This is a genomic window from Nonomuraea sp. PA05 (genome assembly GCF_008086045.1).
GTDB classification, from domain to species: Bacteria; Actinomycetota; Actinomycetes; order Streptosporangiales; family Streptosporangiaceae; genus Nonomuraea; species Nonomuraea monospora.
Genome location: NZ_VSEY01000021.1, coordinates 182,521 through 203,831, shown reverse-complemented (window position 1 = coordinate 203,831; position 21,311 = coordinate 182,521). Strand labels below are relative to the sequence as shown.

General features: G+C 71.0%; 23 protein-coding genes. 11 read left to right on the top strand and 12 right to left on the bottom strand.

Annotation, left to right across the window (positions count from 1 at the left end; all coding sequences use genetic code 11):
• The first annotated feature begins 26 nt into the window (after nucleotides 1-26).
• Nucleotides 27-815 (top strand): neutral zinc metallopeptidase, encoded by a 789-nt coding sequence (locus FXF51_RS31285; protein WP_187414667.1) that lies wholly within the window; start codon nucleotides 27-29, stop codon nucleotides 813-815.
• A 47-nt stretch (nucleotides 816-862) separates the two neighbouring features.
• Here FXF51_RS31285 and FXF51_RS31280 read toward each other — a convergent pair whose 3' ends face one another.
• A complete protein-coding gene (locus FXF51_RS31280) occupies nucleotides 863-1,993 on the bottom strand; it encodes a S1 family peptidase (RefSeq protein ID WP_148438273.1) in 1,131 nt (376 codons plus the stop codon).
• 150 nt (nucleotides 1,994-2,143) lie between these two features.
• On the opposite strand from FXF51_RS31280, the gene FXF51_RS31275 reads away from it, so the two are divergent.
• The gene (locus tag FXF51_RS31275) at nucleotides 2,144-2,635 is read left to right on the top strand and encodes a hypothetical protein (RefSeq protein WP_148438272.1); all 492 of its coding nucleotides are present in this window, start codon (nucleotides 2,144-2,146) and stop codon (nucleotides 2,633-2,635) included.
• Here FXF51_RS31275 and FXF51_RS62845 read toward each other — a convergent pair.
• The 3 genes from FXF51_RS62845 to FXF51_RS31260 form a co-directional block, all read right to left on the bottom strand.
• Nucleotides 2,629-3,948 (bottom strand): MFS transporter, encoded by a 1,320-nt coding sequence (locus FXF51_RS62845; protein WP_262379956.1) that lies wholly within the window; start codon nucleotides 3,946-3,948, stop codon nucleotides 2,629-2,631. The genes FXF51_RS31275 and FXF51_RS62845 overlap by 7 nt on opposite strands.
• A gap of 118 nt (nucleotides 3,949-4,066) precedes the next feature.
• On the bottom strand, nucleotides 4,067-4,519 hold the full coding sequence (locus tag FXF51_RS31265; protein WP_222871542.1) for a MarR family winged helix-turn-helix transcriptional regulator: 453 nt from the start codon (nucleotides 4,517-4,519) through the stop codon (nucleotides 4,067-4,069).
• A complete protein-coding gene (locus FXF51_RS31260; RefSeq protein ID WP_148438271.1) occupies nucleotides 4,516-4,872 on the bottom strand; it encodes a winged helix-turn-helix transcriptional regulator in 357 nt (118 codons plus the stop codon). Before FXF51_RS31260 ends, FXF51_RS31265 begins: the two co-directional genes overlap by 4 nt.
• Before the next feature lie 92 nt (nucleotides 4,873-4,964).
• Here FXF51_RS31260 and FXF51_RS31255 point away from each other — a divergent pair, with 92 nt between their 5' ends.
• Nucleotides 4,965-5,543, top strand: coding sequence for an NADPH-dependent FMN reductase (locus FXF51_RS31255; RefSeq protein WP_148438270.1), 579 nt, complete (start codon nucleotides 4,965-4,967; stop codon nucleotides 5,541-5,543).
• Nucleotides 5,544-5,639: 96 nt separating this feature from the next.
• On the top strand, nucleotides 5,640-6,923 hold the full coding sequence (locus FXF51_RS31250; protein ID WP_262379955.1) for a TIGR04013 family B12-binding domain/radical SAM domain-containing protein: 1,284 nt from the start codon (nucleotides 5,640-5,642) through the stop codon (nucleotides 6,921-6,923).
• A 16-nt stretch (nucleotides 6,924-6,939) separates the two neighbouring features.
• Here FXF51_RS31250 and FXF51_RS31245 read toward each other — a convergent pair whose 3' ends face one another.
• On the bottom strand, nucleotides 6,940-7,188 hold the full coding sequence (locus tag FXF51_RS31245) for a hypothetical protein (protein WP_148438269.1): 249 nt from the start codon (nucleotides 7,186-7,188) through the stop codon (nucleotides 6,940-6,942).
• A 40-nt stretch (nucleotides 7,189-7,228) separates the two neighbouring features.
• The gene (locus FXF51_RS31240) at nucleotides 7,229-7,738 is read right to left on the bottom strand and encodes a VOC family protein (protein ID WP_148438268.1); all 510 of its coding nucleotides are present in this window, start codon (nucleotides 7,736-7,738) and stop codon (nucleotides 7,229-7,231) included.
• A 158-nt stretch (nucleotides 7,739-7,896) separates the two neighbouring features.
• Between FXF51_RS31240 and FXF51_RS31235 the strand changes: the two genes are divergently transcribed.
• The 6 genes from FXF51_RS31235 (at nucleotide 7,897) to FXF51_RS31210 (ending at nucleotide 14,358) form a co-directional block, all read left to right on the top strand.
• Nucleotides 7,897-8,085, top strand: coding sequence for a hypothetical protein (locus tag FXF51_RS31235; protein ID WP_148438267.1), 189 nt, complete (start codon nucleotides 7,897-7,899; stop codon nucleotides 8,083-8,085).
• 43 nt (nucleotides 8,086-8,128) lie between these two features.
• Nucleotides 8,129-9,274, top strand: coding sequence for a xylose isomerase (xylA, locus tag FXF51_RS31230; protein ID WP_148438266.1), 1,146 nt, complete (start codon nucleotides 8,129-8,131; stop codon nucleotides 9,272-9,274).
• Nucleotides 9,271-10,704, top strand: coding sequence for a xylulokinase (locus FXF51_RS31225; protein WP_148438265.1), 1,434 nt, complete (start codon nucleotides 9,271-9,273; stop codon nucleotides 10,702-10,704). The genes xylA and FXF51_RS31225 overlap by 4 nt, the downstream gene beginning before the upstream one ends.
• A 140-nt stretch (nucleotides 10,705-10,844) precedes the next feature.
• Nucleotides 10,845-11,528, top strand: a complete 684-nt coding sequence (locus FXF51_RS31220) for a DUF998 domain-containing protein (RefSeq protein ID WP_148438264.1) — start codon at nucleotides 10,845-10,847, stop codon at nucleotides 11,526-11,528.
• A 56-nt stretch (nucleotides 11,529-11,584) separates the two neighbouring features.
• Complete coding sequence (locus FXF51_RS31215; protein ID WP_148438263.1) at nucleotides 11,585-13,987, top strand: nitrate- and nitrite sensing domain-containing protein; 2,403 nt, start codon at nucleotides 11,585-11,587, stop codon at nucleotides 13,985-13,987.
• Nucleotides 13,984-14,358 (top strand): DUF742 domain-containing protein, encoded by a 375-nt coding sequence (locus FXF51_RS31210; protein WP_148438262.1) that lies wholly within the window; start codon nucleotides 13,984-13,986, stop codon nucleotides 14,356-14,358. Before FXF51_RS31215 ends, FXF51_RS31210 begins: the two co-directional genes overlap by 4 nt.
• A gap of 10 nt (nucleotides 14,359-14,368) precedes the next feature.
• Here the strand turns inward: FXF51_RS31210 and FXF51_RS31205 are convergent, their stop codons facing one another.
• The 6 genes from FXF51_RS31205 to FXF51_RS31180 form a co-directional block, all read right to left on the bottom strand.
• Nucleotides 14,369-14,941: a GTP-binding protein gene (locus FXF51_RS31205; protein WP_148438261.1), complete on the bottom strand. Its 573-nt coding sequence runs from the start codon at nucleotides 14,939-14,941 to the stop codon at nucleotides 14,369-14,371.
• Nucleotides 14,922-15,284, bottom strand: coding sequence for a DUF742 domain-containing protein (locus tag FXF51_RS31200; RefSeq protein ID WP_148438260.1), 363 nt, complete (start codon nucleotides 15,282-15,284; stop codon nucleotides 14,922-14,924). The genes FXF51_RS31205 and FXF51_RS31200 overlap by 20 nt, the downstream gene beginning before the upstream one ends.
• Nucleotides 15,281-15,688, bottom strand: a complete 408-nt coding sequence (locus tag FXF51_RS31195; protein ID WP_148438259.1) for a roadblock/LC7 domain-containing protein — start codon at nucleotides 15,686-15,688, stop codon at nucleotides 15,281-15,283. Before FXF51_RS31195 ends, FXF51_RS31200 begins: the two co-directional genes overlap by 4 nt.
• Nucleotides 15,685-17,808 (bottom strand): nitrate- and nitrite sensing domain-containing protein, encoded by a 2,124-nt coding sequence (locus FXF51_RS31190; RefSeq protein ID WP_187414666.1) that lies wholly within the window; start codon nucleotides 17,806-17,808, stop codon nucleotides 15,685-15,687. The genes FXF51_RS31195 and FXF51_RS31190 overlap by 4 nt, the downstream gene beginning before the upstream one ends.
• Nucleotides 17,809-17,972: 164 nt before the next feature.
• The gene (locus tag FXF51_RS31185) at nucleotides 17,973-18,857 is read right to left on the bottom strand and encodes a PrsW family intramembrane metalloprotease (protein WP_148438257.1); all 885 of its coding nucleotides are present in this window, start codon (nucleotides 18,855-18,857) and stop codon (nucleotides 17,973-17,975) included.
• Entirely contained in the window at nucleotides 18,854-20,368 is a 1,515-nt protein-coding gene (locus FXF51_RS31180) for an FAD-dependent oxidoreductase (RefSeq protein ID WP_262379954.1), read from the bottom strand. The genes FXF51_RS31185 and FXF51_RS31180 overlap by 4 nt, the downstream gene beginning before the upstream one ends.
• A gap of 261 nt (nucleotides 20,369-20,629) precedes the next feature.
• Between FXF51_RS31180 and FXF51_RS31175 the strand changes: the two genes are divergently transcribed.
• Complete coding sequence (locus FXF51_RS31175; RefSeq protein ID WP_148438256.1) at nucleotides 20,630-21,301, top strand: hypothetical protein; 672 nt, start codon at nucleotides 20,630-20,632, stop codon at nucleotides 21,299-21,301.
• Nucleotides 21,302-21,311 lie beyond the last annotated feature (10 nt).

Below are 21,311 nucleotides of genomic sequence, written 5' to 3'. Positions count from 1 at the left end.
GAAAAGATCATGTAATGTCGCGTGCCATGCGTGCGCACTTCTTGATCGTGCCGTTGACCGCGTGCGTGCTGGCGAGCACCGCGCTGAGCGGCGCCGCGAGCGCCGCGAGCGCCGCGCCGGCGGTCCCGGCGGTGCTGGCGAAGAACCCGTTGTACAAGGCGGGGAAGTTCGCGCTGAAGACCTGTGAGGAGCCGCCCACGGCCGCCGACGTCGAGGTTCTGCGCCTCTATGTCGAGGAGGTCTCCATCTGCCTGGACAAGGCGTGGGGGCCGCTGGTCAAGAAGGCGGGGCTGCCGTACGGCAAGCCCAAGGTGAAGGTGTCGCACGGCGAGAAGGTCAAGACCTCCTGCGGCACGTACGTGCCCGACGTGACGGACAGCGTCTACTGCGCGAAGACCAGGACCGTGCACATCATGGTCAGCGACTACGGGCTGACCGGGGAGATCGACAGGCCGATGTGGCTGGACGCGCTCTCCGCCGGTTGGGCCCTGCACGTGCAGAACGTCGCGGGAGTCACCGGCGCCGTGGCGAAGGCCGTGAAGAAGGCGTCCAAGCGGGACCTGCTCGCCATGCGCGCGAAGCACACGTTGCAGACGCTCTGCCTGACAGGGGCCTTCACCGGCAGCGTCTGGGATTCGCTCGGTCATTCGAAGAGGAGCGGGCACGAGTCGTACATCGACCGGGACGCCCGTTACGGCGACGTCCCCGGTTTCGGCACGGCGGCGAACCGCGCGTACTGGACGCGCCGGGGGTTCGAGGCCGAGTCGCCGTCGGCCTGCAACACCTTCACGGCCCCGGCCGTCAGAGTGAAGTAGCGCGGCGCGCCCGGGGAAGGACGCGCCGCGCGGTCTAACAGCCGGTGCTAGCCGGTGGTGAGGGTGAGGCCGTACGCGCCCAAGGCCTCGTTGACGGGCTGGTGGTACGTCGTGCCGCCGACGGAGCAGTTGCCCGAGCCGCCCGACGTCATGCCCTGAGCCTGGCTGCCCGAGATGAACGAGCCGCCGGAGTCGCCGGGCTGGGCGCACGCGCTGGTGCGGGTCAGGCCGGTGACGGTGCCCTGGGCGTAACGGACGGTGGCGTTGTGCTGCTGGATGGTGCCGCAGCGCCAGCCGGTGGTCGAGCCGGAGCGGCAGATGGAGGCGCCGACAGAGGCCTGGGTGGAGCCTCGGACGATGACGTTCGCGCCGCCGGAGCCGCGGACGTACGGCGTCGGGGTGTTACCGGGAGCGGCCACCCAGGCGTAGTCGTTGCCCGGGAAGGACGAGCCCTGGAAGGTGCCGGTCGGGTTGGTCGTCCTGGAGCCGGCCCGGCCGCAGTGCCCGGCGGTGACGAAGCCGGGGGTGGTGCCGCGGGTGACGGAGAAGCCGATGCTGCAGCGGCTGGAGCCGATGTAGTAGGCGGCGCCGCCGACGATGTTGATGAACGTCGTCGGCTGCTCGGCCGTCGCCGACACGACGACCGCGCTCCTGTCCACGCCCGCCGCCGCGACGAGGGCCTCGGCGGCCTGGACGGTGGGTGCCTGGACGGAGACGGTGTTGGTCCTGACGTCGACGAACCACAGCGACGCCTTGGACGTGGCCCGCCTGGGGGCCGCGTCGAGCTGCTGCATGACGCCGTTGAGCTGGGCCAGCGAACGCTGGACCACGACGGGCTGAGCGCCCTGCGCCTCGATGGACGGTGCGGCCGCCGGGTCCGTGGTGGCGACCATGAGCTTGGAGGCGTCGTCGTTCAGCCAGGCTCCGCCGAACGAGTCACCCAGTGCGGGGGTGAGGCTCGCCTCTGCGGCGGCGGCGCGCTCCTCGTTGGCCAGCCGAGTGATGACCTGCGCCTCGGAGAGACCCAGGTCGCGCTCGAGCGCGTCGATCATGGAGGGTGGTGCGGTGGGGGGAGCGGCGGCTTGTGGCGCCGTGTCAGCTGCTGCTGGGCTGAGGGGGGTGGCCAGGCAGACGGCGAGGATGGCGCCGCCTACCAGCGCACAGCGTTTACTCAACATGTGCACTCCTCGGGTGGGGGTGCTGTCAAGCTAACGGTTGCTTCGACGCCTGCTTAGATACCAAACAGGCACTATTTCGGTGTTATAGACCCTTTACGGTCCTCGACCCCAATATGAAATTTTCAGCCTTTAAGGCGGAGGCTCTGATGGGTGGGTAAGGTGCCGTGGCTGGAGGTGTTCTCTGTGCGTAATGGTGTTCGTCATCTGCTCGGCGCCGGCGCAGGACTGCTGGCCACAGCGCTCATCGCGGCGGGCCTTCTCTACTTCGCGAGCGGCCGGGCGCTGGCCGCCTGGATGGCCGCCGCCGCGCTCGGCGCCACGATGGTGCTGGTCGGCGCGCTGTCCGGGTCGCGGATCTCGCCGGTCGCCTCGCTGGTGCCCGGCCTGGTGCTGGCCGCCGTGGCGGGGCTGGCGTACGTGCCGGCGGTGTCCGTCGCGGGCCTGCTGCCCGTCGAGTACGCCGAGCCGTACGCGAGGCTGGCCGGGACATGGGCGCTGCCCGTGGCCTGCGTGCTGCTGGCCGCCTCGGTGTTCCCCGCGCGCTGGCGGGCCCGGGCCGTGCGGCCCGAGCCGCCGGCGGAGCCCGAGGAGGAGGTCCCCGAGCCGCCGCCGTTGCCCAAGCGGATCCCCTCGCGCTACTGAGTGAGCAGGGCGATGACCAGGTACGGCAGCGCCAGCAGGGCGAATGTCAGCCCGTGTGACGCCTGCGCCGACACCGTTCCGTACGCGGTGTAGACGCCGAGCGTCACCACGTTCGTCCCCAGGCCGGCCACCGAGGTCACCGTGGCACGCGCCTTGCCGGTGATGCGCTCCTGCAGTCGCACGTCGGCCAGCACCTGGGCGAGCTGGAACGCGCCGACGGCCAGGGCGATCGCCACGAAGCCCGCCGGGTGCCCGCTGAGCGCGCCCCCGGCCATGGCCAGCGCGGCCAGCCCGAGCAGCATGGCGTATCGGTGGGGTCGTAGCCGCTCGGCCGGGCCGGGCAAGTCACTGGCCATCCTCGGCGAGCCACCGGCCGACCGCTGCGCATCGGCGATGGGCGGGTGCTGGGCGCTGGCCGGCGGGTGTGGGTCGGCGATGGGCGGGTGCGGGGCGCTGGTCGGCGGGTGTGGGTCGGCGGCCGGCCCTCGCACGTCGCTCGTCGGCCGGGCCAGCAGGCTGTCGGCCGCTCCCGCGAGCAGTCCGCCGGCCGTGGCGCCCACCCAGATCAGGAGGATCAGCAGCGGGATCGTCGCCTTGGCCACGCCCGTCTCCTCACCCAGGAACGGCACGTACTCCTCCAGAGCACCCCAGATCGCCGTCACGAACGCGACCAGCAGCACCGCCCGCAGCACCCCGGGATCCGCCCTGGTCAGGCGGATGCCTTCACGCAGAGTCGCCAGGTATCCCGGCTCCCCGCCGCCGCTGGGCGCGCGGTGCTCGGGCAGGGTCAGCGCCGTGACCGCGCACAGGACGCAGGCCAGCACACTGGCCACCGCCACGGCCGGATAGCCACCCGCCGCGAACACGGGCGAGGCAAGGCCGATCGCCGCCGCGCTGCCGGCCAGTCCGAGGGCGGTGGCGCGGCCCATGACGTGCGCGTACCGGCCGGACCGGCCGCGCCGCTCGAGTTCCTCGTACGCGAGCGCCTCGTAAGCCCCGGACACCAGCGCCTCACCGGCGCCCCACAACACGAACCCGGCCGCGAACACCCAGAAGGACGGGAACGACACCCACAGGGCGAAGCCCGCGCCGCTCAGCAGCGGGCCGAGGAACAGCAGCAGCCGCCGGGAGACGGCGTCGGCCAGGGCGCCCGAGGGCACCTCCAGCACCATGCCCGTCACCGACCAGATGACGAACAGGGAGGAGACCTCGGCGACGGAGATCCCGGTGTCGGTGAACAGCAGGGCGTACACCGGGTAGATCAGGATGAATTCGCTGAGGAACGCGTAGACGTACAGCGAGATGACAAGCATGAGACCTTCCAGAGGGACGAGTGGGGGCGCTCCGAGTGCTCGTCGTCTCGGAGGCCCGCGTCCACCTCTGGTGTCCGGGGCGGTTATGGATCAATGTCGCCAGGTCATATGACCGAGTCTAGGGGTTGACGTCCCCGATGCGCTCGCGAAAATCGCGGCGCTCCAGCGCTCGCAGCGTGGCCGTCATGAGCTGCTCCAGCGGGACGGGCAGCTCGGCGTCCAGCTCGCGTACGGCCCGCTCCGTGGCCGCCCCTTCGGCCTCGATGAGGGGCAGCGCGGCGCGGGCCCGGTCGGTGAGGTGCACGATGCGGTGGCGGGCGTCGGCGCCCCTCTCCAGGGTGGCGAAGCCGCTGCGCCGCATCTGGACCACCGTCTGGCTGGCCGCCGAGTGGGTGACGCCGATCTCCCTGGCGAGGTCGCGGATGGACAGCGGGCCCTTGGCCACCAGCGTGCGGACGACGGGCGAGTAGCGGGGACGGTAGTCAGGCAGGCCGTGCTCGGCGTAGAGGCCGGCGATGGCGCCGTCCATCAGCTCGTGGACGTGGCGCATCAGTGTGCCCAGGGCGATCACGACACCAAAGTAACAGTGCTGTCGGACTCCTCCTCCCCGGGCAGGGGGATCCACTTGTGGGACCACTTCACCAGCTCGTCCAGCACGGGGCGCAGTTCCTGGCCCATCTCGGTCAGGTGGTACTCCACCCGCACCGGTGAGGTGGCCAGCACCCGCCGCTCGACGAGGCCGGCGCTCTCCAGCTCGCGCAGCCGCCTGGCCAGCATCGTGTCGTTGATGCCGGGGATGGCGGCCTTGACGTCGGCGTACCGGTGGGCGCCCTTGAAGATCATGTGGATCACGGCGCCGGACCAGCGGGCGCCGATCAGCTCTAAGGCGATGTGGAAGCGGGTGCAGACCTGGTCGAGGCTCATGCCTCGCATCCTAGCGTTTGCTAAGGAATCTGGAGTTACTCAATAATGTTTAGTAGCCGCAGCCACCTCACCTCACTTCGCTAGGAGCCGTCATGGACAAGCCCGTCCTGCAGATCATCGTCGCGAGCACCCGCCCCGGCCGCGCCGGTCGCGCGGTCGCCGACTGGGTGCGCGCCAAGGCCGAGTCCTCGGGGCTGTTCGAGGTGGAGCTGGTGGACCTGGCCGAGGTGCGGCTGCCGTTCCTGGACGAGCCCCACCACCCCAGGCTCAAGCAGTACGTGAACGCCCACACCAAGGAGTGGAGCGCCATCGTGGACCGGGCCGACGCGTACGTGTTCGTGACGCCCGAGTACAACCACAGCTTCCCCGGGGTGCTGAAGAACGCGCTGGACTACCTGCACCACGAGTGGCAGCACAAGCCGGCGGCGTTCGTCAGCTACGGCGGGGTCTCCGGCGGGACCAGGGCCGTGGCCGCTCTGCGGCACGTGGTCAGCACGTTGAAGATGGTTCCTGTGATGGAGGGCGTGATCATCCCGTTCGTGCCGCAGTTCCGGGACGAGGACGGCGACCTGCGGCCCAACGAGGTCATGGACGGGAGCGCGGACGCCATGCTCGCCGAACTGGCCAGGTACAGCGGCGTGCTCGGCGCGATGCGTGAGTCCGTGGCCTGAGCCGCGCCGCGTAGGGCGGTGGCCTGAGCCGCGCCGCATGGGGCGGTGGCCTGAGCCGTGCTGCGGCGGTCGGTGGGCTGGGTTACGCTGCGGGGCGTGGCGCTGGCAGTGTGTGTGGTGGTCCGATACCGCAAGGCGGTGACGTACGGCGTGCACGCGCTGCTCGCCGCCCTCGACAGCGCGGAGGTCGAGCACGAGCTACGGCTCGGCACCACCCCCGAGGAGACCGCCGAGCACATCCTGGCCGCCGACGCCGACCGGGTGCTCGTGCTCTGGTCGTTCTACTCGCCGGACGCCGAGGCCATGGCCGCCGAGCTGGCCGAGGTCAGGGCCCGCAGCGGCGGCAGGGGGCTGCACATCGCGGGCGGCGTGCACGCCACCGCCGAGCCCCAGCAGGTCATCGACGCGGGGTGGGACCTGGCGGGCATCGGAGAGGGCGAGTCGACGATCATCTCGCTCGTCCGGGCGCTCCAGGAGGACGCGCCGCTCACCTCCGTCCCCGGCCTGGCGGTCAAGGACGCGGACGGCGTCGCCCTGCGCACCAGGCCGGCGCCGCAGCTCCCGCTCGACGCCTTCCCGTCGTTCGCCGGCAGGAGCGGTCCGATCGAGATCACCCGGGGCTGCCGCTACACGTGCCGCTTCTGCCAGACACCGTTCATGTTCGGCGGCCAGTTCCGGCACCGGTCGGTGGGCAGCGTGCGCGAGCACGTGCGCGGCATGGTCGAGCGGGGGCTGCGCGACGTGCGGTTCATCACGCCGACCTCGCTGTCGTACGGCTCCCCCGGGCCCGACCCCGACCTCGGGGCGGTGGAGGAGCTGCTGGCCGGGGTCAAGGAGGAGCTGCCGCCGCACGGGCGGGTCTTCTTCGGCAGCTTCCCCTCCGAGGTGCGGCCCGAGCACGTCACACCTGAGGCGATGCGGCTGCTCAAGCGGTACGTCGCCAACGACAACCTGATCATCGGGGCGCAGTCGGGGTCCGATCGGGTGCTGGCCGCGTCGGGGCGCGGGCACGACACCTCGCCCGTACGCGACGCCGTCAGGATCGCCGTCGAGCACGGCTTCCGGCCGAACGTGGACTTCATCTTCGGCATGCCGGGGGAGACGGAGTCGGACCAGGCGCAGTCGTTGCGGCTCGCGGGAGACCTGGCCGATCTCGGTGCGCGGATCCACACCCACACGTTCATGCCGCTGCCCGGGACGCCGTGGCGGGACGCGGAGCCGGCGTTCATCCCGCTGGCGACCATGAGCGAGCTCGATCGGCTGGCGCAGCGCGGCGACGCCTACGGGCACTGGCGCAGGCAGGCCGAGCACGCCGTACGGCTGGCCGAGACCGCCAAGGCCTACCCGCGCAGAGCCCGCCGCCGCCGCGCCACCGACTGACCCCGGTAGCGGCGAGTCAGGTGGGCCGGGGCCCGTCGTCCTCGTCGTCCAGCATGCGCAGCGCCCGCTCGAAGGCATCGCTCACCGGCCGGAGCGCGTGCGAGAACGCGTTGACGAGCGGGCCGAAGATCTCGCCCACCTCGGACATGAGGTCGGGACTCTTGTTCTCGGGAGGCGCCCACCGCATGGCGTCGGCGCTCAGCGTCTCCCACTCGTCGACGACTCCGTCGATGGCATCGAGCACATGATCAGGATCGCTTGGCATGACCGTTTCTCCGTGAAAGGGCCGTTATGCCCACGGTACGTCATGCCGGGATCGACACGCCCACGCCGCCACGGGTCTGTGCGCCGTACCGCTGCTTGTCGGCGTTCAGGTCGAGAGGACGGATGTGGGCACGCGCGGACAGGATCTCCTCGGTCAGCAGCGCGGCCGGCACCAGCCACGACACCTCGAACTCCAGCCCGTCGGGGTCCTTGGCGTACAGCGCCTTGGTGGTGCTGTGGTCGGAGGAGCCGACCAGCGCGCCGAGTTCGGCGAGCTTGGCCTGCACGCGCTCCAGCTCCTCCAGCGTGTCGACCTCCCACGCCAAGTGGTACAGGCCGACGGAGGTGCGGCCGGCCGGGGAGGGGGCGGCCTGCTCGCCGATCTGGAAGAGGCCGAGGTCGTGGTCGTTGGAGGAGCCGGGGGCCTGGAGGAAGGCGGCGCCGCGCATGCCCATGACGACCTCGAAGCCGAGCGCCTCCTGGTAGAAGGCGACGCTGCGCTCCACGTCGCGGACGTACAGGACCGCGTGATTGAGCCGTTGCACCGGCATGATGTGCCCCTTTCCCCGGAGTTCTCCTCCAAAATAGTTGAACGCGCATCTACCTGGCGATGGGCGGATCGGGACGGACCGACACGCGGGCTGGAGTAGCGCGCGAACTGTCGGGGCGAGGCCGTAGCGTTCTCCGGGTACCCGACCGAGGAGAGGCGATGCACGACACTGACGATGCACTGTTCAGGGTGGTTCACGGGGTCGCGGGGCGGTTCGCCGGGCAGCCCGTCCCCGTGGTGATGGAGGCCTTGCTGCGTCACCTGCCCCAGACTTCGGGTGTCGAGGCAGCGGACATCAGGAAGATCGCTGAGGAGATCAGCGTGGGGCGCGATCCCTCGGGCTTGTAGCAACCGCTTGTGAACAACTGATCGCCAGGGGAGCATCGGACTCATGTACGAGCCAACCCCTGACGATCGATTCACGTTCGGTCTGTGGACGGTCGGCTGGCAGGCGCGCGACCCGTTCGGGGACGCCGCCCGTGCGCCCCTCGACCCGGTCGAGAGCGTGCATCGGCTTGCCGAGCTGGGGGCCTACGGCGTCACCTTCCACGACGACGACCTGCTCGCCGTCGAACCCGATCGCGAGCGGGCGGTCGCGTCCTTCCGGAAAGCGCTTGCGGAGACCGGGCTGAAGGTGCCCATGGCCACCACCAACCTGTTCACTCACCCCGTCTTCCGAGACGGCGCCTTCACCAGCAACGACCGTGACGTGCGCCGATACGCCCTGCGCAAGGTCATGCGCAACCTCGACCTGGCCGCCTCGCTGGGCGCCGCCACCTACGTGTGCTGGGGCGGCCGCGAGGGGGCCGAGTCCGACGCGGCCAAGGACGTGCGCGCCGCGCTCGGCCGCTACAAGGAGGCCATCGACCTGCTCTGCGGCTACGTCCGCGAGCGCGGTTACGACCTGCGCTTCGCCATCGAGCCCAAGCCGAACGAGCCCCGCGGCGACATCCTGCTCCCCACGATCGGCCACGCCCTGGCCTTCATCGGCGAGCTGGAGCACCCCGAGATGGTCGGCCTCAACCCCGAGGTGGGCCACGAGCAGATGGCCGGGCTGAACTTCGTGCACGGCATCGCCCAGGCCCTGTGGCACGGCAAGCTCTTCCACATCGACCTCAACGGCCAGCACGGCCCCCGCTTCGACCAGGATCTGATCTTCGGTCACGGCGACGTGATGAGCGCGTTCTTCCTGGTGGACCTGCTGGAGCACGGCGGTTACGACGGGCCGCGCCACTTCGACTACAAGCCTTTGCGTACCGAGGACGCCGCGGACGTGTGGGTCTCGGCCGCCGCCAACATGCGCACGTACCTGATCCTGCGTGAGAAGGCCAGGAGCTTCCGCGCCGACCCGGAGGTGCGCGAGGCGATGCGGGCCTCCCGAGTCGAGGAGCTGGGCCTGCCGACGCTGAACCGCGGCGAGACGCTGGCCGATCTCGCGGCCGACGACTTCGATCCCGACGCAGCGGCGGCACGCGGATACCATTTCTCCCATCTGAACCAGCTTGCGCTGGAGCACTTGTTAGGAGTTCGTGGGTGACGCTGGTCGCTGGGGTCGATTCCTCCACGCAGAGTTGCAAGGTCGTCATTCGAGACGCGGAGACGGGAGAGCTGGTACGGCAGGGCCGTGCCGCGCATCCGGCGGGCACCGAGGTGCACCCCTCCCACTGGTGGACCGCGTTGCTGCGGGCCGTCGAGGAGGCCGGTGGGCTGGACGGGGTGGCCGCCATCAGTGTGGGCGGGCAGCAGCACGGCATGGTCTGCCTCGACGAGTCAGGAAATGTCGTACGCGATGCCCTGCTGTGGAACGACACCCGCTCCGCGCAGGCCGCCCTCGACCTGATCGCCGAGCTGGGCGGCCCCCAGGCGTGGGCCGATGGGGTGGGCTCGGTGCCGGTGGCCTCGTTCACGGTGACCAAGCTGCGCTGGCTGGCCGAGCACGAGCCGGACAACGCCCGCCGCACCGCGGCCGTCTGCCTGCCGCACGACTGGCTCACCTGGCGCCTGTCGGGCGCGCTCGCCTCCGGCGTGCCGTTCTCCGCCGCCGCCTGGGCGGACGCGCCGCTGCCGCCGCTGTCCCACCTGGTCACCGATCGGGGTGACGCCTCGGGCACCGGCTACTGGTCGCCCGCGACGGGCGCCTACCGTACGGACCTGCTCAAGGCCGCCTTCGGCGCGGTCCCGCTGCTGCCCAAGGTGCTCGGCCCGGCCGACGAGGCGGGCGCGGCCGTCGCCGGAGGCGCGGGCCCGATCCTGATCGCCCCGGGCACCGGCGACAACATGGCCGCCGCGCTGGGCGTCGGCGCCCGGCCGGGTGACGTGGTGGTGTCGCTGGGCACGTCCGGCACCGTGTTCGCGGTCGCGGAGACGCCCAGCGCCGACGCCACGGGCGCGGTCGCCGGGTTCGCCGACGCCACGGGCCGGTTCCTGCCGCTGGTGTGCACGCTCAACGCCGCCCGCGTCCTGGACGCCGCCGCCCGCATCGCCGGCGTCTCCCTGGACGAGCTGGGCTCGCTCGCGCTCCAGGCGCCCGCGGGGGCCGACGGCCTCACCCTCGTCCCCTACCTGGAGGGCGAGCGCACGCCCAACCGCCCCACCGCCACCGGCTCCGTCCACGGGCTCACCCTGGCCACCTCGACCCCCGCCCACCTGGCGCGGGCCGCCGTCGAAGGCATGCTCTGCGGGCTGGCCGACGCGCTCGACGCGCTGGCGCTGCGGCCGGAGCGGGTGCTGCTGATCGGCGGGGCCGCCCGTTCGGAGGCGGTGCGCCGGATCGCGCCGACGATCTTCGGGGTTCCGATCACGGTGCCGCCGCCCGCCGAGTACGTCGCCGACGGCGCCGCCCACCAGGCCGCCACGCTCGTGACGTCGCCTGACTGGCAGGCCGGGGACACGGCCGTGTACGAGGGGGAGGCCATTCCGGCGATCCGCGAGCGGTACGCCCGCGCCACGACGCACATCCTGGACTGACACCGCCCCGACGCCCGGCCGTGCGCGATACGGCCGTGCGCCCCCGTGGGGTCCGGCCGCGGACGACTCAGGGACGGGTCAGGGTCGGCTCGGGGATGGGACCGGATGCCAGGAAAAGGGCAGGCCGGGAGAGTAAGGGCATGACCGCAGTGAAGAGGCTCTCCCCCTGGATCGCCTGCGCTTCGATCCTGTTCTCGGTGGTCGCGGTGGTGGCGGGCCAGTTCGGCCCCGACCCCTACCTCGACCCCATGAACATCACCATCAGCGAGTACGCCGTGTCCGACCGCGGGGGCGTCACGGAGGTCGCGATGGCGGTGCTCGGGATCGGATCCCTGGTGCTGCTCATGGGGCTGCGGTCGGCGGGAGCGCCCGTGAAGGGGGCTCCGCAGTGGTTGCTGACGGTGTGGTCGGGCGCGCTGGTGGTGGCCGCGCTGGTCCCGACCACACCCATCGGCCAGGACCTCGATCTGGCGGCTCAGATTCACCGGTACGTCTCGATCGCCGCGTTCGTCAGTCTTCCTGCCGCCGGTGCGCTGCTGGTGCCCAGGCTGGCCTCAGACGCCTCCTGGAAGCCTGTGGCGAGGGTGGTGGAGTGGGTGGCCCTGGCGGGGGGTTTCGGGCTGCTGGCGATCACGTACGTGGCCATGCCCGGCGAGCGGGTGATGATCGGGCTCGTGGAGCGGTTGCTGCTGGGGGCCGAGGTGGCGTTGCTGGCGGTGCTGGCGGGATGGCTCGTTCGGCTCACGTGGCAGCGAAGCGCCGCACGAGCCGCCATGGCCGCAAATTTCCCGACATATCACAGATTTATCGCTAGTCGATCTTAAAAGCATCTGTTTCGGTGCTATTCTCTCCCGCGATCTTCTATCCGGGAGCAGGTGTCATGGCATCGGGCAGATCCATCAGATTCAAGATCTCGACGCTGCTCGTCATCCCCTTGATCTCCCTGATCGCGCTCTGGGGCTTCGCCGCGAGCACCACGTCGGGAGAGGCTCTCAACCTGCTCAAGGTCGAGACCATCTGGACAGATGTGATCAACAACACCGACGGCCTCGTCGGTAACCTCCAGACCGAGCGCCTGGCCTCCGCCGAGCGCCTGGCCGGTTCGGCGAGCGACCCGGACGCGCTGGCCAAGGCCCGGTCCAAGGTGGACAACAACAACAAGACCCTGCGCCAGCGGGCGGCGGGCGACGACGTGCAGTCGGCGCTCACGGAGGACATGAAGACCCAGCTCCAGACGGTCTTCCAGGCGATCGACCGGCTGCCCGACATCCGGCGCAAGGTGGACGACCGGCGGCTCACGCCCGGCGGCCTCGTCGAGGAGTACGCGAAGATCTCCGACGAGGTGCACCTGCTGTACTCCCGGCTGACGGTGAGCACCGACCTGGAGCTGGCGCTCCAGGCGCAGGGCCTGATCTCCGCCGACGAGGTGCGCGAGCTGCTGGCCCGCGAGCACGCCCTGATCATCGCCGCGAACGGCCAGGCGAGCATGCACGACGTGCACCTGCTGGCCGGCATCGACGGCACCCGCAAGCACCTGTTCCCCAAGGCCCTGGCCAACCTCGACACCGACCTGCGCGCCCCGTTCGAGAAGCTGTACTACTCGCCCCGGTACGTCACCATGGAGAACCTCCTGGAGGGCTACATCGGCGGCGAGTCGCTGGACCTGGACCTCTGGCAGGGCATCTCGGACCAGGTGCAGAAGGAGTACCGCGAGGCCATCTGGCGCACCGGTGACAAGCTGCTGGCCAGGATGGAGCCCGCGGGCGTGGCCATCGTGGTGCGGGCCGGGGTCGCCGGCGCGCTCGGCCTGATCGCGGTCATCGCCTCGATCGTCATCTCCATCAGGATCGCCCGCCGCCTCACCAGGGAGCTGGGCGCGCTCCGCCGCACCGCGCTGGACCTGGCCGAGATCAGGCTGCCGGACGTGGTCGCCAAGCTGCGCAAGGGCGAGCCCGTGGACATCGCCACCGAGGCCCCGCCCATCACGGTCAGCCAGAAGTCGACCAGCGAGGTCCGCGACCTGGCGACGGCGTTCGACAGCGTGCAGTCCACGGCCGTGGACGCCGCCGTGGAGCAGGCCAAGCTGCGCGAGGGCGTCTCCGAGGCGCTGCGGAACCTGGCCAGGCGCAGCCAGTCGCTGTTGCAGCGCCAGCTCAGGCTGCTGGACGAGATGCAGCGCCAGACCGAGGAGCCCGAGGCGCTGGAGCGCCTGTTCAAGCTCGACCACCTGACCACCCGCATGCGCCGCCACGCGGAGGGGCTGGTGCTGCTCTCCGGTGGCGCGGCGGGCCGCAGGTGGCGCGGCGTCATCCCGATGGAGGACGTGCTCAGCGGCGCCGCCGCCCAGGTCGAGGAGTACACGCGGGTCCGCGTCTACCCGATGCCCGAGGCCGGCGTCTCCGGCTCGGCGGTGGCCGACCTGATGCACCTGTTCGCCGAGCTGATCGAGAACGCCACCACCTTCTCCTCGCCCAGCAACGAGGTCTCCGTGCACGGCGAGATGGTCGGCAGGGGCTTCGCGGTCGAGATCGAGGACCGGGGCCTGGGCATGGACGAGGCCACGCGCAGGGTCATCAACGAGCGGCTGGCCAGCCCGCCGGAGTTCGACGCGTCGCAGACGGAGCGGCTCGGGTTCGCGGTGGTCGGCATGCTGGCCGCCAGGCACGGCATCAAGGTGACGCTCAAGCCGTCGCCGTACGGCGGCACCACGGCCATCGTGCTGGTGCCCGCCACGCTGGTGGAGCCGCTGGCGATGCCGGTGCAGCCGGTGGAGTTCGAGTCGGTGTCGGTGTCGGTGGTGCGGTCGGACGAGGACACCACGGGGCCGGGTGAGCTGCCGCGGCGCGTACGTACCAGCAGGAGGAACACGAACGGCGCCGCGACGTCACCGGCGGAGCTGCCGCAGCAGGCGCCGCCGAGGGACGACGCCCCGCCGCAGCAGCTGCCGCGCCACGAGCGCCCGACGGCCCTGCCGCAGCGGGACCGCCCTGTGGGGCTGCCACAGCGCGAACGGTCCTCACAGCGGGAGCAGCCGACGGGGTTCCCTCAGCGGGAACAGCCGACCGGGCTGCCCCAGCGGGAGCGGCAGACAGGGCTGCCGACGGGGCTGCCGCAGCGGGAGCGGCAGACGGGGCTGCCGCAGCGGCGCATGCAGGAGCCGCCCGCCGCGCCACCGGCCGAGGAGCGTTCACCTGAGGAGACCAGGGCGCTGCTCTCCTCGCTCCAGTCCGGCTGGCAGCGTGGACGGCAGGAAAGCGACCAGGATGGGGGATCTCAATCGTGAGCCGCGAGCACGAGTGGGTTGACGAGGAGGCCGGGCCGGTCGTGCGGCCCTACGCGGTCGCGCGCGGGCGCACGAAGTCCGCCTCCTCGGAGGTCGACCTGCTGGCGATCGTCGTCTCGACGGGGCTGCCGGCCCCGTCCAAGGCAGAGCTGGGCGCCCAGCACCGGCGCCTGCTCGCCTGCGTGGCAGGCAAGAGCAGGCCCGTCGTGGAGGTCGCCTCCGACCTGGGCCTGCCCGTCGGTGTCGCCCGGGTGCTGCTGGGGGATCTGCTGGAGCACGGCCTGGTGACCGTGCGGCCGCCGCGTGACAAGGCCGCCACCCCGACGGAGAGCCTGCTCCGCGAGGTGATCAACGGTCTCAGGGCGCTGTGATCGGCCGTGCTCAGTTGGCCGAGGTGAGCGTCCGCAGCGAGTGCTCCACCAGCGTGATCATGACCTCCTTGGCCGAGGTCCTGCGGCGCACGTCGCAGAGCATGACCGGGACGTCGTCGTCGAGGTCGAGCGCGATGCGCACGTCGTCCACGCTGTGCCTGTCGGCGCCGTCGAAGCAGTTGACGGCCACCACGAACGGCGTGCCGCGCTGCTCGAAGTAGTCGACGGAGGGAAAGCAGTCGGTCAGCCGCCTGGTGTCGGCGATCACGACCGCGCCCAGCGCGCCGTAGGACAGCTCGTCCCACATGAACCAGAACCGCTCCTGGCCGGGCGTCCCGAACAGGTAGACGACCAGCCCCTCGCGGATCGTGATGCGGCCGAAGTCCATCGCCACGGTGGTGGTGGTCTTGGCCTCGACGCCGTCGAGGTCGTCGACGCCGATCCCGCGGTCGGAGAGCACCTCCTCCGTGCGCAGCGGCTTGATCTCGCTGATCGACCCGACCAGGGTGGTCTTGCCGACGCCGAACCCCCCTGCGATCAGGATCTTGAGCGCGACGGGGTCCTCAGAGAGCACGGAGTCCATTGATCACTTCCTTGAGAATGCGCTCATTCGACCGCGCTCCTCCGGCTGAGGGCGACGTCACCGAGATGAGTCCGTGGTCACGCATGTCGCCGAGTAGCACCCGGACGACACCGACGGGCAGGTCGAGCTCGACGGCCAGGTCGGCCAGCGAGATCGGTTCACGTGCCGCCCGCAGGATGAGTTGCTGTTCGGGCCCGAGCTCGCCAGGGGGATCGCCGATGGCGCGCACGGTGGCCACGAGGTCGAACGCGTCTCCTGATGAGCGTGTGCGACCGCGAATGAGAGCATAAGGCCGGACGACCGGTCCCGCCTCCTCATCGAACCACTGCGGGCTATCGCTCATGACGCTCCAGCGCGCGGGTTGGTGGTGATGTGCTGGCCCACCCGCTTGACCAGCATCGCCATCTCGTAGGCGATCTGGCCGACGTCCACGTTCGCGTCGGCGATGACGGCCAGGCAGGTGCCCTGGCCGGCGGCCGTCACGAACAGGAACGCCGACTCCATCTCCACGATGGTCTGGCGCACGTCGCCGCCGCCGAAGTGCCGCCCGGTGCCGCGGGCCAGGCTCTGGAACCCGGCCGCCACGGCCGACAGGTGCTCGGCGTCCTCGCGGGTCAGCGCCTTGGAATGACCCACGGCCAGGCCGTCGGTCGACAGGATGACCGCCTGGCGTACGGCGGCGACCCTCGTGGCGAGGTCGTCCAGCAGCCAGTTCAGCTCACCGGTGTTGGTGCTCGGCGCACTCATGCGTCCCCCTTACTCATGGGCCCCTCCTCGGAGGCTTCTTCTCTGGCGCGTTGCGTTCCCCGCTGGAAGGCGGAGAACAGGTCGCGAACCTCGTCGGGAGAGCGTTCGGCCGGCTGCTCGGGCGCCGGCTCGGGCTCAGTCGGCACGTTGTTGAGCTGGGGCGCCAGATTGGTCTGCCGCACCCGCCTCGGCAGCCCCGCGTGGGTGCCGGAGCTCACGACCGCGAGCGCCTTCTTCCTCGTCCTGTTCGGCAGCGCGGCCTTGCCGTCGCCGCCGGCCGCCTCCAGCGCGGACTGCTCGGTCACCACCGAGCGCGGCACCAGCACGATGACCGTGGTGCCGCCGAACGGCGAGCGGCGCAGCAGCACCTTGATGCCGTGCCGCTGGGCCAGCGTGGCGACCACGAAGAGGCCGAGCTGGTCGCTGTCGGCCAGGTCGAACTCGGGGGGCGCGGCGAGCAGCGCGTTGAACCGCGCGTACTCGGTGGCCGGCAGCCCGAGCCCCTTGTCCTCGATCTCGATGACGTAGCCGTTGCTGACCAGGTCGCCGCGCACCTGGACCACGGTGTCGGGCGGCGAGTAGATGGTGGCGTTCTCGACCAGCTCGGCCAGCAGGTGGGTGACGTCGGCCGCGGCGGTGCCGTCGATGGCTCCCGCGGGCATCGTCTCCACGGAGACCCTGGTGTAGTCCTCGATCTCGGCGACCGCGGCGCGCACGATGTCGATCACGGGCACCGGCTTGCGCCAGGCCCGCCCCGGCGCGGCGCCCGACAGCACGATCAGGCTCTCGGCGTGCCGCCGCATGCGGGTGGTCAGGTGGTCCAGGCGGAAGAGCTCCTCCAGCCTGTCGGGGGCGTGCGTACGGCGCTGCATGCCGTCGAGCAGCGCGAGCTGGCGGTGCAGCAGGCCCTGCTTGCGCCGGGCGAGGTTGAGGAAGACCTGGCCGACGCCGCGCCGCAGCGCTGCCTGGCCGACGGCCGCCGTCACGGCGGTGCGCTGCACGTACCCGAAGGCCCTGGCCACGTCGGTGATCTCAGCGGAACCGCTCACCTTGATCGACTTGGCCTCCTTCCGCACGTCGACGTCCTCGCCCCTGCGCAGCCGCGCCACGATGTCGGGCAGCCGCTCGCGCGACAGCTCGACCGCGGCGGTGCGCAGCCCTGCCAGCTCTCCGGCCAGCCGGCGACCGAAGCGTACAGAGATGATGATCGACGCGAGCACGGCGATCAAGCCGAGACCGCCCGCGATGGCGATCTCCACGACGGTGCCGGTCGCGGCCTGCGACGTTCGGGCGGCCAGGGTGTCGGAGGAGGTCTTGCCGAGGTCGTCGAGGCGGGCGGTGAGCTTGTCGACCGCGCGGTGCCAGCCGTCCTCGTCGGGGGGAGGCGCGCCGGTCTTGATGACGCGCGACTCCATGGTGGCGAAGGTGAGGAACGGCTCGGTGGCGAAGATCTGCTCGTACGGCCTGCGCAGCGTCACTTCGAGCCCGGCCAGGCCGCGCGAGTGCAGGAACTTCCTGGAGGCCGCGTACTCGGTGAAGGCGGCCGTCTCCTGCGGGGTGAGCCGCCTGTCGGCCAGCGCGCCGATGGCCAGCGCGTGCTCCCTGGCGATGTACTCCCTGGCCATGCCCATGGCCTGCAGCGACGACGCCTGCTGGAAGATCTCCAGGTCGGAGACGGAGATGAGGTGGTCGTAGAGCTGGAAGATGGCGTCGAGCACGCGGTTGTACTCGGTCAGGCCGACCAGGCGGGAGCTGATCCCGTTGTCGATGTCCGACCGGATCAGGGCGAGCCTGTCGAGTGCCATGTTGAGGTTGTCGAGCGAGCGGCTGAGGTCGTCGCCGACCGCGCCGCCGGCGTCCGTGACGGCCTGCCTGAAGTCGGCGACGGCCTTGTCGGTGCGGGCGCGCTGGCCGCCGAGCACCTCGGTGAGCTTACGCGTGGTGAGCGCCTCCGCGGAGCGCACGCGTTCGGCCTGAAGCTGTAATCCCAGGTCGGTGGAGGTGACGCCGATCGTGTCGTAGAGCGTGTTCGCGCGGAGCAGTGACTGCGCGTCGCCCATGGTGAGGTTGAGGACGAAACCCCAGAGCGCGCTCAGAGACAGGAGGGGTAGCAGCAGCAATAAAAAGATCTTGAACCGAATTGACCGGTTTCGCGAGCCCATGTCCCAACCTCGAGTCGGGGGCATTTCCACACCTTGTGTAAATACACCTCCGGAAGATCGCACAGGAGACTAGCACCGATTATGCTTCCGGCGCAGTGGGAGGAACACGTTCATTACCGTGATTATTGGGACAAGATCCCCCGATCGCGACGATCCGTAACCACGGTGGTCCACAACCACCCGATCGCGACCAGCGAGATCACGATGAGCCCCGTCCAGTTCAGCACCGTGTACACGTGCACCTGCCAGTCCGTCACGTGCGGCACCCGGCCGATGCGCAGCAGCTCGAACTGCCACGGCCGCCCGGTCAGCACCAGCGTGAGCGCGATCGCGATGGCGCTCATCGAGTCCCACAACGCGTGCAGCAGCGAGACGCCCAGATAGGTCAGCAGGACAGGCCCCGTCAGCCTGCCGCCCGCGCGGAACAGCGCCCCGCCCGTGATCGCTGTCCACAGGCCGTGCCCGACAGGGGTCAGGATGCCGCGCAGCACCTCGGTCTCCACGAGCTGCGTCAGCGACAGGCCGTCGGCGGTGAACAGGGCGTTGAAGGCGTACCCCGCGCTCTCGAAGGCGGCGAAGCCGAAGCCCACGGTTGCGCCCAGCACCACGCCGTCCCTGGTCACACGCCTGGCCACGTGCCGGGTGACGAAGATCAGGGCCGCCAGCTTGACGCCCTCCTCGATCAGGCCGACCAGCACGTACACCAGGACCGACGGCCGCAGCAGCCAGCTCTCCAGCAGCGACGCGCCGAGCACGCCCAGCACGCCGCCCACCACGAAGGCCACGAACAACCGCTCGACCGTCACCTCGGCCGAGCGCCCACGCCCGTACGCCCACACCACGAACGTCACCGGCACCAGGAAGCTGCCGAACAGCACCACGGTCGGCACCAGGTTGGAGTTGCCCGTCCAGGCGGTCACCACGACGGTGGCCAGCCACAGCACCAGCCCCGTCAGGAAGATCCGCAGCCACAGTGCCGTCATCGGGGCCGTCATCGGGGCCTTCATCGCGTCAGCTCCTCCACGGCTCGCACAGCAGCCGCCATGGCCGCCTCGCCGCGGGCTGCGGGCACGGCGTCGGAGCCCGCGATCGCGATCCTGCCGAACCGCCCCCGCGCCGCGTCCGAAGGGAAGGGCCCGTCCGGGTAGAACGCGTGCCACGGCCGGCAGTACTCGGGCGCCAGCGCGTGACCCCACCGGTGCACCGTGATCTCCGCGATGCCGCCGCCCGGATCGAAGCCGACCGGCCCGAGCAGCCGGGCGAGCTGGTCGCGGACGGTGTGCTCCAGCGTGCTGTACGGCGTCATGAGCAGCTCCCGCCGGCCCGCCGCCGACCCCGCGCCCGGCCCCAGCTCCGACCGGCACGGCGTGGCCAGCAGCCGCACGGTGTCCGGAGGCGTGAACGCCGAAGCGCACCAGTAGGCGCCCGTCCACCGCACCCGCCGCACGCCCAGCCGCCGCCACGCGCCCGCGTCACGCAGCCGCACGGCCGCCTCCAGCAGCGGCACCCGCGTCGCCTGCCGCAGCGCCCGCCGCCGCTCCGCCGGCAGCTCGGGCACCAGGTACGGCACCACGGCGCTCCAGCACGCCAGGATCACCGCACCCGCGGCCACGGTGAGCACCCGGTGCCCGTCGAAGTAGCCCACGGTCGCGAACCCGGCGCCGTCCCGCACGGACACCACCGGGCTGGACGTCCGCACCCGCACCCGCCCGTCCAGCGCCGGCACGGCGGCGGCGGGCGCGGCCCCGTGCCAGCGGCCGCGCACGGTCGGCGAGTTGAACCTGGACGGCTGCTCGCCGAGCTTCAGCCCGGCGAACCCCGGATACCCGGTGCCCCAGGCGTCGATCGCGCCGAACGCCCGCGTGTCGTACCCCCACTCGGCGCTCGGCATGGTCCGGCAGAACCGCTCCACGTCGGGATGCGCCCCGCACACCTCCCGCAGGAACCCCGAGTACGTCAGCCCCGCCAGCCGCTCCTGCTTGCCCTCGGCCGGGACGCCGGGGAACCAGTCGGGCGGGTCGTCGTGCAGCAGGCGCAGCTCCCGCCTGGCCCGCTCGGCGATCGGCAGCCGCTCGATCCAGCCGGGGGAGCCGGTCGCGACCAGGGTGTCGGATCCGAAGCTCTCCGCGTCGCACATCACCGCGTCGAAGCCGGCGGTCCCCGGCTCGCGCTCGTCGAGATGGTCGTGGTTGTCCAGCAGCAGGACGCTCGCCCCCGGGCGGTGGCGCAGCCACTCGGCCGCCGCGCCGCGCCCGCCGCGCCCCGCGCCGACCACGACGAGGTCGTAGCTCTCGCCCGTCGGCACGGGCGGGCCCGCGTGCTCCCAGAAACGGCCGTCCCGCAGCGCGTGCGCGACGCTGAGCGCCTCACTGGTGTCCCCGCGCACCGTGAAGGGCCGTGAGTCGCTGACAGGCTTGTGGGCCGCGCTGCCGGCCACGCAGCTCACGGCGATGCCGTCGAAGAAGTCCCTGCGGGTGATGGGCACGTCCATCCCGAGCGCGCGCGGAGAGAAGCTCATGCCGCGATCATCAGCAGCCGGGAGAAAAGCCGCATCAGGACGCGCAGGGCCTCGGGAAACATTTTGCCCGCCCTATTACCGCGCGGCCGATATGGCGGTCGGTGTGACGCTCGCCCGCATCGGCCCAGGTAGTGACATGGCGGCGAAGCGGGAATCGCTCGTGAAGCCGCTTATTCCCGCGAATAGCGACGTTACTCGGTTGCGCACTCCCCGCTTGCTCTAGCGTTTTGTGCAACGTCCATGCAGTGAAAAGGAGCGGCCATGCATAAAGCCATTCCGAGTATATTTCTGAGCACTCTGGTCATCGCCGGATGCTCCTCCGCGGAGGAGCCCAAGGCGCCCGCCGCCTCGGCGCCGCCGCAGGCGTCCGCCGAGAGCGCCAAGCTGCGCGCCGCGCTGCTGCCGGTGCCCAAGGGCATGAGCGTCTCGTACGGGCCGGAGATCGGCGCGTTCGGCGCGCTCAAGTCCACCCAACAGGGGATGGAGGCGGTCCGCAAGGCCAGGGCGCAGCACCCTGAATGCGCGGGGGCGGCCCAGCTCGACGCCGCCAAACCGGAGGTGGCCAAGTCGCCCGCCGCGGTGGTCGCCTTCTCGGCGGCCCGCGGCTCGATCACCCAGGCGGTGGTCTCGCTGCCGTCGGCGGCCTTCCCCGAGCCGCTGCCCAAGCAGTGCGCCGACTACACGGCCGACGTCGGCGGGACGAAGGTCACGTACAAGACCAAGACGCTGGACATGCCCGCCAAGGGCGACCAGTCGCGGGCCTACCTGACGACGGCGGCGGGCGACAAGAACAACGCGCAGATCGGCTCGGTCATGATCAGGCGAGGGAATGTGATCATGAGCATGCTGGTGGTCGGGCAGCGGGTCAAGCCGCAGGGTCTGTACGAGCTGGCGAACCTGGCCGACCAGAACCTCGCCCGCGTGAAGGCGTAGCCCCGCACCG

Excerpts from the sequence above, each read along its gene's own strand:
- FXF51_RS31285 (WP_187414667.1), top strand. The coding sequence starts at position 27 with ATGCGTGCGCACTTCTTGATCGTGCCGTTGACCGCGTGCGTGCTGGCG.
- FXF51_RS31280 (WP_148438273.1), bottom strand. The coding sequence starts at position 1,993 with ATGTTGAGTAAACGCTGTGCGCTGGTAGGCGGCGCCATCCTCGCCGTC.
- FXF51_RS62845 (WP_262379956.1), bottom strand. The coding sequence starts at position 3,948 with ATGCTTGTCATCTCGCTGTACGTCTACGCGTTCCTCAGCGAATTCATC.
- FXF51_RS31260 (WP_148438271.1), bottom strand. The coding sequence starts at position 4,872 with ATGAGCCTCGACCAGGTCTGCACCCGCTTCCACATCGCCTTAGAGCTG.
- FXF51_RS31255 (WP_148438270.1), top strand. The coding sequence starts at position 4,965 with ATGGACAAGCCCGTCCTGCAGATCATCGTCGCGAGCACCCGCCCCGGC.
- FXF51_RS31245 (WP_148438269.1), bottom strand. The coding sequence starts at position 7,188 with ATGCCAAGCGATCCTGATCATGTGCTCGATGCCATCGACGGAGTCGTC.
- FXF51_RS31240 (WP_148438268.1), bottom strand. The coding sequence starts at position 7,738 with ATGCCGGTGCAACGGCTCAATCACGCGGTCCTGTACGTCCGCGACGTG.
- FXF51_RS31235 (WP_148438267.1), top strand. The coding sequence starts at position 7,897 with ATGCACGACACTGACGATGCACTGTTCAGGGTGGTTCACGGGGTCGCG.
- xylA (WP_148438266.1), top strand. The coding sequence starts at position 8,129 with ATGTACGAGCCAACCCCTGACGATCGATTCACGTTCGGTCTGTGGACG.
- FXF51_RS31220 (WP_148438264.1), top strand. The coding sequence starts at position 10,845 with ATGACCGCAGTGAAGAGGCTCTCCCCCTGGATCGCCTGCGCTTCGATC.
- FXF51_RS31215 (WP_148438263.1), top strand. The coding sequence starts at position 11,585 with ATGGCATCGGGCAGATCCATCAGATTCAAGATCTCGACGCTGCTCGTC.
- FXF51_RS31205 (WP_148438261.1), bottom strand. The coding sequence starts at position 14,941 with ATGGACTCCGTGCTCTCTGAGGACCCCGTCGCGCTCAAGATCCTGATC.
- FXF51_RS31200 (WP_148438260.1), bottom strand. The coding sequence starts at position 15,284 with ATGAGCGATAGCCCGCAGTGGTTCGATGAGGAGGCGGGACCGGTCGTC.
- FXF51_RS31195 (WP_148438259.1), bottom strand. The coding sequence starts at position 15,688 with ATGAGTGCGCCGAGCACCAACACCGGTGAGCTGAACTGGCTGCTGGAC.
- FXF51_RS31185 (WP_148438257.1), bottom strand. The coding sequence starts at position 18,857 with ATGAAGGCCCCGATGACGGCCCCGATGACGGCACTGTGGCTGCGGATC.
- FXF51_RS31180 (WP_262379954.1), bottom strand. The coding sequence starts at position 20,368 with ATGAGCTTCTCTCCGCGCGCGCTCGGGATGGACGTGCCCATCACCCGC.
- FXF51_RS31175 (WP_148438256.1), top strand. The coding sequence starts at position 20,630 with ATGCATAAAGCCATTCCGAGTATATTTCTGAGCACTCTGGTCATCGCC.